The following is a 12,067-nucleotide window of genomic DNA, read 5'->3' on the forward strand; positions in this document are numbered from 1 at the left end:
AGCCGAGCCTACGGGTCGGTCCGGGCCGGTCGGACCGCTGACGGGGTGGGTCGCAGATCACCCGACGAGCGTCGGCGGGTCCGGGATGGGGTAACCCGACGCGCCCACGTTGGCCTCCAACGACTTGCGCCACTCGCCGGTGTCGATCATCTTCCGAACGGCCGCGGTCACCTTGGCCTTGCTGGTCGGGTCGCCTCGGCGCATCCCGATGCCGTACTCCTCCTTGCTGAACGGCCGGTTGACCACCCGCAGCAGCTCGGGGTTCTGCGCGGCGTACCCGGCGAGGATCACGTCGTCGGTCGTCATGGCGTCCACCTGCTCCGCCAGCAGCGCCGTGACGCAGTCGCTGAAGTTCGGGTACTCCACCAGTTGCACGGACTGCGCGAACTGGTCCTTCACGTACTGCGCCGACGTGGTGTTGGCCACCGAGCACAGCTTCAGGTTGCCGGAGTTGAGCGATTCCGGGCCGGTGATCCGCTCGTCGGTCAACCGCACGAGCAGATCCTGCCCGGCCACGAAATACGGGCCTACGAAGTCGATTACCTCCTTGCGCTTGTCGGTGATCGAGTAACTGGACACGACGAGATCCGCGGCGCCGTCGACCAGCAGCTTCTCGCGTTCCGACGGCGTCGCCTCGGTGAAGGTGATACCGGATTCGTCGACCCCCAGTTCCCCTGCCACGTAACGGGCCACGTCGACGTCGAAGCCGCGGTAGCTGCCGTCCAATCGGCGCAGGCCGAGCCCTGGTTGGTCGTACGCCACGGCGATCGTCAGCTTGCTGGAGCTGTCCGCCTTGCCGGCGACGGTCGTGTCGTCACCGGTGGAGCACGACGAGAGGACAAGCGCGGCGGAACACGCCACCACAAGGGCGCGCAACGGTGCCAGAGCCATTCTTCCCCTTTTCGGGAGCTTCCTCGGGTTGCCGGGAAACCTAAGCGGCTCATAGGACTTGGTCCATAGCCACGGAGAAGATAAGGGACACCGGATCGGTCAAGGGTGACGTTTGGGTATCGAGCAGGTGACCGGGCTAACGCGCGCCGCCGGGTGAGCGCAGCCGCCTGGGACCGGTGTCATGCCGGTACGGCGGCGGGCCCAGCGTCACCCGGGCGCTGCTGACGTACGCGCCGGCGGCACTGGCCAGCACGGGTTCCAGCGACAGCTCCCGCACCTCGGGCAGGTCCTCGGCGAGCGCGGCGAGCCGCAGCACCAGGTCCTGCAACGCGGCCAGGTCCGCCGGCTCGTCGCCCCGGTAGCCCGCCAGCAGCGGCGCGGCCTTGGGCGCGCGCACCAGCGCCGCCGCGTCCGCGTCCGTCAGCGGCACCGCCCGGTACGCCCGGTCCCCCAGCAGGTCGCTGACCAGGCCCGACAGCCCGAACGACACCAGCGTGCCGAACGACGGGTCGTCCTGCAGGCCCAGCACGCACGAGATCCCCTTGGGCGCCATGCGCTGCACGTACACGTCCGACCGGTCGGACATCCCGGCCAGCATCCCGTACGCCGTGCGCACGGCTTCCTCACCGGACAGGTCCAGCCGCACGCCGACCAGGTCGGTGCGGTGGCGCAACCGGTCGTCGGTGGACTTCATCGCCACCGGGTAGCCCAGCTCCCCCGCCGCGAGCACCGCGTCGTCCGCCGACGTCACCACCCGGAACGGCACGACCTGGACCCCGTAGCACGCGAGCAGCCGCTCGGCGGTGTCGTCGTCGAGCAGCCGTTCGCCGTCGAGCCGCTGCGCCTCCACGATCGCGTGCGCGGCTTCGGCGTCGATGCCGTCGGGCCGGACGAACGTGCCCTGCGGCGCGGACCGCCACCGCGCGTACCGCGTCACCCGCGCCAACGCGAGCACAGCGCGCTCCGGGCTCGGGTAGGACGGCACGGAACCCCGGCCGGGCGCGCCACCGGGACCGGGCACCGCCAGCTCGGCCGGCACGCCCTCCACGGCCAGGAACGTCGACGCGATCGGCTTGGTCCGCCCGCCCTGCTCCACCACCTCGCGCAACGCGCGCGCGAACGACGTGCCCGGCACCGCCAGCGGCGGCACGAACACGACCACCAGCGCGTCCGCCTCCGGGTTGTCCAAGGCCTCCTTGACGGCCGCCGCGAACGCCTCGGGCCCGGCCTGCGCGCCCACGTCCACCGGCTCGCCGGCCAGTTCCAGGCCCTGGGCCAGCGCGGTGTCCGCCGCCAGCAGCCCGATCGCGGTCGAGTTGCCGACCACGGCGACGCGCGGCCCGGCGGGCAGCGGCTGGTGCGCGAGCAGCAGCGCGGTGTCGAACAGCTGCGCCAGCGACTCCACCCGGATCACGCCGGCCTGCTCGAACAGCGCCTGCACGCTCGACTCGTCCACCGGCACCGAGGTCGCCGCCAACGCGGGCGTCACCGCGTGCCGACCGGACTTCACCGCGACGATCGGCTTGGTGCGGCCGAGCCGGCGGGCCAGCCGGGCGAACTTGCGCGGGTTGCCGAACGACTCCAGGTACAGCAGCACCACGTCGGTGGCCGGGTCGGTCTCCCAGTACTGGAGCAGGTCGTTGCCGGAGACGTCCGAGCGGTTGCCCGCGGAGACGAACGTGGACAGGCCGAGGCCCCGGTCGGCGGCCGTGGCCAGGATCGCGGTGCCCAGCGCGCCGGACTGGCAGAAGAACCCGGTGCGGCCGCGGGCCGGGAGGTCCGGCGCGAGGGTGGCGTTGAGGCGCACGCCCGCGTCGGTGTTCAGCACGCCCAGCGCGTTCGGGCCGACCACCCGCATGCCGTGCGCGCGGGCCTCGGCGGCGAGCCTGCGTTCCGCGCTCAACCCGCCCGGCCCGGTCTCGCCGAACCCGGACGTGACCACGACCAGCGCTTTCACGCCCTTGGCCAGGCAGGCGTCCATCACCTCGTCGACGCTGGCGGCGGGCACCGCGACCACGGCGAGGTCCACGTCGTCGGGGATCTCCAGCACCGACGGGTAGGCGCGCACCCCGCGCACGGAGCGGTGCTCGGCGTTCACCGGGTAGACCGGCCCGGCGAAGTCGGCGGCGAGCAGGTGCGTCAGGACCGCGTGGCCGATCTTGGTCCGGTCGGTGGACGCGCCGATCACCGCGATCGACCTCGGGTGCAGCAGGTTGTGCACGCTGCGCGCCTCGGCGGCCTGCTCGCGGGCGCGGGCCACCTCGACCGACTCCTCGGTCGGGTCGATGTCGAACTCCAGGTGCACCACGCCCTCCTCGAACGCGCGGCTCACGCCGTAGCCCGCGTCCCGGAAGATCCGCACCATCTGGCCGTTCTCCGCCAGCACCTCGGCGGTGAACCGGCTCAGCCCGCGTTCCCGCGCGGCGGCGGCGAGGTGCTCCAGCAGGATCGAGCCGAGGCCGCGGCCCTGGTGGGCGTCCTCGACCACGAACGCGACCTCGGCCGAGTTCCCCCCGGCGGAGCCGGGAGCTCCGCCGAGGCGGTCGTAGCGGCCGACGGCCACGATGTCGTCGCCGAGCAGCGCGGTGAACGCGACCCGGTCGGCGTGGTCGACCGTGCTGAAGCGTTCGAGGTCCCGCTTGGGCATCCGCGGGTAGGGGCCGAAGTAGCGGTAGTAGCGGGTCCGCTCGGACAGCCTGCCGTGGAACGCGAGCAGCTTCTCCGCGTCGTCGGGCGTGATCGGGCGCAGGTGGACCGTGCCGCCGTCGCTGAGCACGACGTCGGCCTCCCAGTGCCTCGGGTAGTCGAACGGGTCCACGGGCTGTCAGTCCCTCGGGTCGTCGGGGTCCAGGCCGTGCAGCGGGAACACCGCTCGCCGGGTTTCGACGAGCGCCCGGTCGACCGGGGTGTCGAGCTGGCCGCCCCACGGCTCGAACGCGGTGTCGGAGCCGTCGGTCATGGACGTCGGCAGCGGCCGGTCCGGCGCCAGGGTCGAGGCGTGGGCGACCCAGTCGGCGGGCAGCGGCGTGTTCGGGTCCACGTCCCGGTCCAGCACGGTGGCCAGCAGGTGCGTCCAGCTGCGGGGCACCACGCGCAGCAGCTCGTACCCGCCGCCGCCCAGCGCCAGCCAGCGGCCGTCGGCGGTGTCCGCGGCCAGCTCGCGCAGGCGCCGGTAGATGGCGCGGTGGCCGTCCACGGTGAGCGCGAGGTCGGCCAGCGGGTCCTCGCGGTGCGTGTCCACGCCGCACTGCGTGACCAGCAGCTGCGGCCGGAACGCCCGCAGCAGGGACGGGACGGTGGCCTCGAACGCGCGCAGCCAGCCCCGGTCGCCGGTGCCGGGCGGCAGGGCCAGGTTCACGCTGGCGCCCTCCGCGCCCGCGCCGCCCACCTCGGCGGGCCGCCCGGTACCCGGCCAGAGGCTCAGCGGGCTCTGGTGGATCGAGACGGTGAGCACGCGCGGGTCGTCGTGGAACGCGGCCTGCACCCCGTCGCCGTGGTGCACGTCGGTGTCGACGTAGGCGATCCGGTCGAAGCCGTTGTCCAGCAGCCACGAGATGGCCACGGCGCAGTCGTTGTAGACGCAGAACCCGGCCGCGTGGTCGCGCATGGCGTGGTGCAGCCCGCCCGCGATGCTCACCGCCCGGTCCGCCTCGCCCGAGGCGATCCGCCGGGCGGCGGCCAGCGAACCGCCGACGACCAGCGCGGACGCCTCGTGCATCCGGTCGAACACCGGGTTGTCCGGGGTGCCGAGACCGTGGCCGACGTCCCAGCCGGCCATCGGCGCGGCCCGCACGGCGTTGAGGTAGGACGGCTCGTGCGCGCGTTCGATCTCGTCGTCGGTCGCCGGGTCGGGCGCGATGAGCGCCACACCGTCCAGCACGCCGAGCGCGGTCGCCAGCCGGACGGTCAGGTCCAGTCGCACGGGGTTGAGCGGGTGGTCCCCGCCCAGGTCGTAAGCGAGGAAGGACTCGTCCCAGACGACGGCGGCTCCCGTACCCATGTCGGCAACCTAACCCACCAGGCACGCGGTGGTGTGATCACAGGTTGGTCGACCCGGGCGTGCGGAGGTCCCCGGTGGACTTAGAGTCTGCCGAGACGACGCGGGCCAGGATTGCGGCCATCGAGGATGGAACCCCGCACGTCGGAACGGGGTCAGAGAAGACATGCACCTGCGACGAGTCCCCGCCCTGACCGCTGCGCTGGCCATGGCGCTCACGCTCGGCCTGTCTGCCTGCGCCACCACGGTCTCCGGCAGCCCGGTCGCCGCGGCGGGTGGGTCGACCGGGGAGAAGACCGCCTCCGGCAAGCCGTCGTCGACCAAGACGTCCTCGCCCAAGACCTCCAGCAAGGCGGGCGAGCCGAAGACCACCGAGGCCGAGAAGCCCTCCGGCGACGTGAAGATCACGACGAAGAAGAAGACCGAGGGCTACGAGGACTGCGACATCCTCACCCCCGAGGACGTGGCCGCCGCCGTCGGCGCGACGAAGGGCGGCGAGAAGGGCTGCGTGCAGAGCACCGAGGACCCGTTCTCGGTCGTGCTGTTCATGGTCACGTTCGCCGAGTACGAGGGCGAGGCGCGGACCATCGAGGTCGGCGGCAACACCGCGTACGAGGTGAAGGAGAAGGGCGGCGACTGCACGGTGCTGGTCATGCTGACCGACGACCCGGACGAGATCACCCCCGCGTTCCAGGCCACCGTGACGCCGATCGACGAGATCGACCCGTGCCAGATCGCGCTCAAGCTCGCCACCAAGGGCTTCGAGAAGATCCCCAACGCTTGAGTTCGACCGCCCCTGCTCCGCAGGTGGCCCCGCGAGGTCGCGTCGACGTTCAAGCGACCGGGCCGCCGTCTGCGGAGGAGCGGCAATCGGACACAGGTCGGGCGGGGTCCGAGGACCACTGGGACCAGGAGCCCGCGTAGAGCGGCGCGGGGCGGTCGGGTGCGGTGATGCCGGCCACCTCCAGGGCCAGGACCACGGACGACGCCGTGACACCCGACCCGCAGTAGGCCGCGACCGGGCGGTCGGGCGAGACGCCGATGGCCTCGAAGCGCTCGGCCAGCGCGGCGGCGGGCAGCCAGCGGCCGGCGGAGGTGTGGCCGGAGGTCGGCGCGTTCAGCGCGCCCGGGATGTGCCCGGCGCGCGGGTCGACCGGCTCGGTCTCGCCCCGGTAGCGCTCGGGGGCCCGGGCGTCGAGCAACGTGCCCGTGCCGGTGAACGCGGCGGCCCCGTCGGCGTCCAGCACGGGCATGCCGCCGGGCGTCACGACCACGTCGCCGGGAACAGGGGACGGCGTGCCCGCGTCGACCGGACGGCCCTCGGCGGTCCACGCCGCGAAGCCGCCGTCCAACACCGCCACCTCCGGGTGACCGGCCCACCGCAGCAGCCACCAGGCGCGCGCGGCGACGGAGCCGTCACCACCGTCGTATGCCACGACCGGGTGATCTCGCCGGACACCGGCGGCCCGCAGCACGGCCTGGAGCGCCGCCGGGTCGGGCAGCGGGTGGCGGCCACCGGCGCCGGGCGGCGAGGACAGCTCCGTGTCGAGGTCGACGTAGACGGCACCGGGAACGTGTCCGACCTCGTAGTCTTGACGTCCCGGTGGTCCTCCCAAACGCCACCGGACGTCGAGCACGACCGGTGGTTCGGCGCCGTTCAGCGCGGAGGCAAGGGCTTCGGTGCTGATCAGTGGATGCACGGCACCATCCTGCACCCGTGACCGGCCGACTAGCATTGACGCCATACGAAGGGGAGCGGGTGTGAACGACCTCATCGACACCACCGAGATGTACCTCCGCACGATCTACGAGCTCGAAGAAGAAGGCGTGGTGCCCCTGCGCGCGCGCATCGCCGAGCGGCTGGGCCAGAGCGGTCCGACGGTGAGCCAGACGGTCGGCCGGATGGAGCGCGACGGCCTGGTCGTCGTGGCCGACGACCGGCACCTCGAGCTGACCGAGCAGGGCCGCAACCTGGCCATCGCGGTCATGCGGAAGCACCGGCTCGCCGAGCGCCTCCTGGTCGACATCATCGGCCTGGAGTGGGAGCACGTGCACAGCGAGGCGTGCCGCTGGGAGCACGTCATGAGCGAGGCCGTCGAACGCAAGCTCGTCAAGCTCCTCGGCAACCCCACCACCTCGCCCTACGGCAACCCCATCCCCGGGCTGGACAAGCTGGGCGACGGCGAGCCCGCCCCGCCCGCCGAGGCGGACCTGGTGCGGATCGACGAGGTGGCCCGCCGCGGCGGCGGCCACGTCGAGGTGCGCCGGATCGCCGAGCACGTGCAGCTCGACGAGGACCTGATGGCCGAGCTGAAGGCCGCCGGCGTGGTGCCGGGCGGCACGGTCGAGGTCGACTCGCTCGGCGGCGCGAAGGTGATCCAGGTGCGCGGCAACGGCACGGTCGCCGAGCTTGACCCCGCCGTGGCGCACGCCGTCCTGGTGCAGGCCCGGTGAGCCCGACGCGGCGCGCGGTCGCCGCGTTCACCCGGCTGCACGGCGCCGAGCCCAGCGGTGTCTGGTCGGCACCCGGCCGGGTGAACCTGATCGGGGAGCACACCGACTACAACGACGGTTTCGTCCTGCCGTTCGCGCTGCCCCACCGGACCGCGGTGGCCGCGTCGGCGCGTGACGACGGCCGGCTGCGCGTGGCCACGGTGGGTGACGACGGCGTGGTGCAGCAGGCCGCGCCGGTGCTGGTCGCCGACCTGGAGCCCGGCGCGGTCGGCGGCTGGGCGGCGTACCCGGCGGGTGTCGCCTGGTCGCTGCGCGAGCAGGGCCTGACCGGCGGGGCGGACCTGGTGATCGCGGGCGACGTGCCGGCGGGCGCGGGCCTGTCCTCGTCGCACGCGCTGGAGTGCGCGGTGGCGTTGGCGCTGCTCGGGCTGGCCGGGCGCGCGGCCGACGACCTGCCGCGGATCGCGCGCTGGGTGCAGCGCGCGGAGAACGACTTCGTCGGCGCGCCCACCGGTCTGCTCGACCAGACCGCGTCGCTGTGCTGCACCGAGGCGCACGTGCTGTTCCTGGACGTGCGGTCGTTCGAGGCCGAGCAGGTGCCGTTCGACGCCGCCGAGCACGGCCTGGAAGTGCTGGTGATCGACACGCGGGCGAGCCACTCGCACACCGACGGCGGCTACGGCGCCCGGCGCGCGGGCTGCGAGGAGGCCGCGTCGCTCCTGGGCGTGCCCGCGCTGCGGGACGTCGACGTCGACGGGTTGGCCGACGCGCTGGCCCGGTTGCCCGAACAGCTGCGCCCGCTGGTGCGGCACGTGGTGACCGAGAACGACCGGGTGCTGGCGGCCGTCGAGCTGCTGCGCGCCGGCCGGTTGGCGGAGCTGGGGCCGCTGCTGGACGCCTCCCACGCGTCGCTGCGCGACGACTACCAGGTGTCCGCGCCCGAGCTGGACGTCGCGGTGGACGCGGCGAAGGAGGCGGGCGCGTCGGGCGCGCGGATGACCGGCGGCGGTTTCGGCGGGTCGGCGATCGCGCTGGTGCCCGTCGAACGGCACGACGAGGTGGTGCGGCGGGTGCTCGCCGCGTTCGCCGGGCGCGGCTGGACGACACCGAGGACTTTCCCGGCCGTGCCCTCCGCGGGCGCCGGCCGGGATCACTGACGGACTGGTCGAAAGCGGGGATTCAGGGTGAAGTTGCTCGTCACGGGCGGCGCCGGGTACGTGGGCAGCGTCTGCGCGGCCAGGCTGGTCGAGTCCGGGCACGAGGTGGTCGTGCTGGACGACCTGTCCACCGGGCACGCGGACGCGGTGCCGGACGGCGTGCGGCTGGTCGAGGCGGGCATCGACGACGCGATCGGCGAGGTGCTCGCCGAGGGGTTCGACGGTGTGCTGCACTTCGCGGCCAAGTCGCTGGTCGGCGAGTCCATGCAGGACCCGGCGAAGTACTGGCAGGGCAACGTGGTGACGTCGCTGCGGCTGCTCGACGCGATGCGCGCGCACGGCACGCCCCGGCTGGTGTTCTCCTCCACCGCCGCGACCTACGGCGAGCCGGAGCAGGTGCCGATCGCGGAGACCGCGCCGACGCGCCCCACCAACCCCTACGGCGCGACCAAGCTCGCGATCGACCACGCGATCACCTCCTACGCCGCCGCGCACGGCCTGGCCGCCGTGTCGCTGCGCTACTTCAACGTGGCGGGCGCGTACGGGCGGTTCGGCGAGCGGCACGGCGTGGAGACGCACCTGATCCCGATCGTGCTCCAGGTCGCGTCCGGTCGCCGTGAGCGGGTGCAGGTGTACGGCGACGACTGGCCCACCGACGACGGCACGTGCGTGCGCGACTACATCCACGTCGTCGACCTGGCCGACGCGCACCTGCGGGCGCTGGCGCACGCGACGACGGGCGAGCACCGCGTCTACAACCTGGGCAACGGCCTCGGTTTCTCGGTCAAGCAGGTCATCGACGCCTGCCGCGAGGTGACCGGCCACCCGATCCCGGCCGACGTCGCGCCGCGCCGGGCGGGCGACCCGGCGGTGCTCGTGGCCTCCAGCGAGAAGGCCCGCACCGAGCTGGGCTGGAAGCCCGAGCGGGTGGACCTGGCCGGCATCGTGCGCGACGCGTGGGACTTCACCCGGTCACAGCAGGGGGCGTGATGGCAGGCAAGATCACCGAGGCCGGGTTCGGGGACCTGACCTCGTTCACGGAGATGCCGCGGATCTCGTCGCTGGCGCTGTCCCCGGACGGCACGCGGCTGGTCACGGTGGTGGCGACGCTCTCGCCGGACGGCAAGGCGTGGCAGGGCGCGCTGTGGGAGGTCGACCCGGCAGGCGAACGTCCCGCGCGGCGGTTGACGCGGGGCGCGAAGGGCGAGTCGGCGCCCGCGTTCACGCCGGACGGCGCGGTGCTGTTCCTCTCCGCGCGGCCCGACCAGGAGGCCAAGCCGGCCGACCGCGACTCGAAGGACAAGGCGGCGCTGTGGCTGCTGCCGCCCGTCGGCGAGGCCCGCGAGCTGTGCCGCCCGGCCGGCGGGGTGTCGGAGTTCGCGGTGGCGCGGGACGCGGGCACGGTGCTGCTCGCGTCGGGCGCGCACCCGGGCGCGACGTTCGGCGAGCGCGACGCGGAGCACCGCAAGGCCCGCGAGGACGCCGGGGTGACCGCGATCCTGCACGAGTCGTACCCGGTGCGGTACTGGGACGCCGACCTCGGGCCGAGCTTCCCCCGGCTGCTGGCGACCACGTCGCCGGTCGGGGTGGACCGCGATCGCGTCGACCCGTCGTCGGAGCTGGTGGACCTGACGCCCGGCGCCGCGGCGCGGCTGGACGACTCGCCCGCGATCAGCCCGGACGGCCGGTGGGTCGTGCGCACCGAAGGTGTCGTGGTGAGCGCGGCGTACGGCCAACGGGTGCGGCTGCGGCTGACGTCGACCGACGGCGCCACCGACCGGGTGCTGGCGGAGCTGGACGGGCACTCGTTCCTGCAGCCGGTGTTCCTGCCGGACTCGTCGGGTGTGATCGCGGTGCGCGCGTTCGACTCCACCGAGGACCTGCCGTGGACGAACACGTTGGTGCGCGTCGACCTGGAGTCCGGGGCGGTCGAGGAGCTGGCGGCGGACTTCGCCGAGGAGCCCGACCACCCGGTGGTGAGCCCGGCCGGTGACGCGGTGTACTTCACCAGCAGCCACCGGGGTCACCAGCCGATCTGGAAGCTCGACCTGGCGTCCGGCTCGGTGGTGAAGCTGACCGCGTCCGGCGCGTACACCGATGTGCGGGTCAGCCCCGACGGCGCGTCGGTGTACGCGTTGCGCAGCGCGTGGGACCACCCGCCGCAGCCCGTGCGGCTGTCGTCGTCCGGTGTGGACCAGGTCGCCGTGCCACTGCCCGCGCCCGGCGCGGTGGAGTCGGTGCCGGGGACGTTGACCGAGGTCGAGACGGTGGTCGAGGACGGCCGGGCCGTGCGGGCGTGGCTGGTGCTGCCGAACGGCGCGTCGGCCGAGCAGCCCGCGCCGATGCTGCTGTGGGTGCACGGCGGTCCGGTGATGAGCTGGAGCGGGTGGAGCTGGCGCTGGAACCCGTGGCTGATGGCGGCGCGGGGTTACGCGGTGCTGCTGCCGGACCCGGCGCTGTCGACCGGGTACGGGTACGACTTCGTGCGCGCCGGGTGGGGTTCGTGGGGCGGCAAGCCGTACACGGACCTGATGGCGATCACCGACGTGGTGGAGCGGCGGGACGACATCGACGACTCGCGCACGGCCGCCATGGGCGGGTCGTTCGGCGGGTACATGGCGAACTGGATCGCCACGCAGACCGACCGGTTCAAGGCGATCGTGACGCACGCGTCGTTGTGGCACTTGGACGCGTTCACCGGCACCACCGACGACTCGTACTACTGGATCCGCGAGATGGGCGACCCGCTGCGGCAGCAGGACAGCGTGCGGGCGAACTCGCCCCACCTGCGGGTGGCGGACGTCAAGACGCCGATGCTGGTGATCCACGGCGACAAGGACTACCGGGTCCCGATCGGCGAGGGTCAACGCCTCTACTTCGACCTCGTGCGGCACGGCGTGCCGGCGAAGTTCTTGTACTTCCCGAGCGAGAACCACTGGATCCTCACGCCGGGCAACGCCAAGGTCTGGTACGAGACGATCTTCGCCTTCTTGGCGGAGCACGTGCTCGGCGAACCTTGGCGGCGACCGGAACTGATCTAGGCGGACGGTCGGGCACGGGGAACCTCGACTCTGGCGGATGGCCGGCTGCGGGTGCTCGGCGCTCGGTGTGTCGGTCGGGCTGGGCCGGCGGGTCGGGGGCGGCGGCCACCACCGGCGGGTGACGGGTGGTTGGCGCGAGTGGCACCAGCCGGAGAGTGGTTGGCGATCGGCAGGCAGATGACCGGCGGCGGTCGGCGGGGGTGCCGGTCGGTGGCGGCGGTCGGCAGTCGGAGGCGGTGGCCGGCGGCGGTCGGCGCTCGGCGCGATGGCCGGCGGATAGCAGTGTCGACGGCCGTGGTCGGTAGTCGGTAGTCGGTCGTGGGTAGCGGTCGGCAGCGGCGGGTGGCGGACAGCGGTCTCTGGTGTGGGTAGTGGTCGGCGGCGGGCGGCGGGCGGCGGGCGGCGGGCGGTGGGCGGCAGTCGGCGGGTGCGGTCGGTGGCGGATGGCGGGCGGTGCGCACCGGCGGTGGCGGTGGGCTGGTGGCGGAGGCTTTGAGGCCGGCGGGGTGAGGGCGGCGAGTGAGAGG

At 73.5% G+C, this 12,067-nt stretch carries 9 protein-coding genes; 5 read left to right on the forward strand and 4 right to left on the reverse strand.

What is annotated here, in order from left to right; translation table 11 throughout:
* Positions 1-57: 57 nt before the first annotated feature.
* The 3 genes from EDD40_RS14340 to EDD40_RS14350 all read right to left on the reverse strand — a co-directional run bounded on the left by EDD40_RS14340 (position 58) and on the right by EDD40_RS14350 (position 4,891).
* Positions 58-891: a glutamate ABC transporter substrate-binding protein gene (locus EDD40_RS14340; protein ID WP_123743348.1), complete on the reverse strand. Its 834-nt coding sequence runs from the start codon at positions 889-891 to the stop codon at positions 58-60.
* A 136-nt stretch (positions 892-1,027) separates the two neighbouring features.
* On the reverse strand, positions 1,028-3,709 hold the full coding sequence (locus EDD40_RS14345) for a bifunctional acetate--CoA ligase family protein/GNAT family N-acetyltransferase (RefSeq protein ID WP_123743349.1): 2,682 nt from the start codon (positions 3,707-3,709) through the stop codon (positions 1,028-1,030).
* A gap of 6 nt (positions 3,710-3,715) precedes the next feature.
* Entirely contained in the window at positions 3,716-4,891 is a 1,176-nt protein-coding gene (locus EDD40_RS14350; protein WP_123743350.1) for an acetoin utilization protein AcuC, read from the reverse strand.
* Between the two features lie 163 nt (positions 4,892-5,054).
* Here EDD40_RS14350 and EDD40_RS14355 point away from each other — a divergent pair, with 163 nt between their 5' ends.
* A complete protein-coding gene (locus EDD40_RS14355; protein ID WP_123743351.1) occupies positions 5,055-5,672 on the forward strand; it encodes a DUF3558 domain-containing protein in 618 nt (205 codons plus the stop codon).
* Between the two features lie 49 nt (positions 5,673-5,721).
* On the opposite strand, the gene EDD40_RS14360 is transcribed toward EDD40_RS14355, so the two are convergent.
* A complete protein-coding gene (locus EDD40_RS14360) occupies positions 5,722-6,588 on the reverse strand; it encodes a sulfurtransferase (RefSeq protein ID WP_123743352.1) in 867 nt (288 codons plus the stop codon).
* A gap of 61 nt (positions 6,589-6,649) precedes the next feature.
* On the opposite strand from EDD40_RS14360, the gene EDD40_RS14365 reads away from it, so the two are divergent.
* From EDD40_RS14365 to EDD40_RS14380, 4 genes are read left to right on the forward strand one after another with little or no spacing between them, the layout of a single operon-like run.
* Positions 6,650-7,342, forward strand: coding sequence for an iron-dependent transcriptional repressor DtxR (locus EDD40_RS14365; RefSeq protein ID WP_123743353.1), 693 nt, complete (start codon positions 6,650-6,652; stop codon positions 7,340-7,342).
* Positions 7,339-8,499 (forward strand): galactokinase, encoded by a 1,161-nt coding sequence (galK, locus tag EDD40_RS14370; protein ID WP_123743354.1) that lies wholly within the window; start codon positions 7,339-7,341, stop codon positions 8,497-8,499. The genes EDD40_RS14365 and galK overlap by 4 nt, the downstream gene beginning before the upstream one ends.
* 27 nt (positions 8,500-8,526) lie before the next feature.
* Positions 8,527-9,489 carry a UDP-glucose 4-epimerase GalE gene (gene galE, locus EDD40_RS14375; RefSeq protein WP_123743355.1) on the forward strand — a complete coding sequence of 321 codons (963 nt, stop codon included), beginning with the start codon at positions 8,527-8,529 and terminating at the stop codon, positions 9,487-9,489.
* Complete coding sequence (locus EDD40_RS14380; protein ID WP_123748016.1) at positions 9,489-11,540, forward strand: alpha/beta hydrolase family protein; 2,052 nt, start codon at positions 9,489-9,491, stop codon at positions 11,538-11,540. The genes galE and EDD40_RS14380 overlap by 1 nt, the downstream gene beginning before the upstream one ends.
* Positions 11,541-12,067 lie beyond the last annotated feature (527 nt).

This window comes from Saccharothrix texasensis, from assembly GCF_003752005.1.
In the GTDB taxonomy this organism is placed as follows: Bacteria; Actinomycetota; Actinomycetes; order Mycobacteriales; family Pseudonocardiaceae; genus Actinosynnema; species Actinosynnema texasense.

Coding starts and splice junctions, on each gene's coding strand:
- EDD40_RS14340 (WP_123743348.1), bottom strand. CDS start 891: ATGGCTCTGGCACCGTTGCGCGCCCTTGTGGTGGCGTGTTCCGCCGCG.
- EDD40_RS14355 (WP_123743351.1), top strand. CDS start 5,055: ATGCACCTGCGACGAGTCCCCGCCCTGACCGCTGCGCTGGCCATGGCG.
- EDD40_RS14380 (WP_123748016.1), top strand. CDS start 9,489: ATGGCAGGCAAGATCACCGAGGCCGGGTTCGGGGACCTGACCTCGTTC.
- EDD40_RS14350 (WP_123743350.1), bottom strand. CDS start 4,891: ATGGGTACGGGAGCCGCCGTCGTCTGGGACGAGTCCTTCCTCGCTTAC.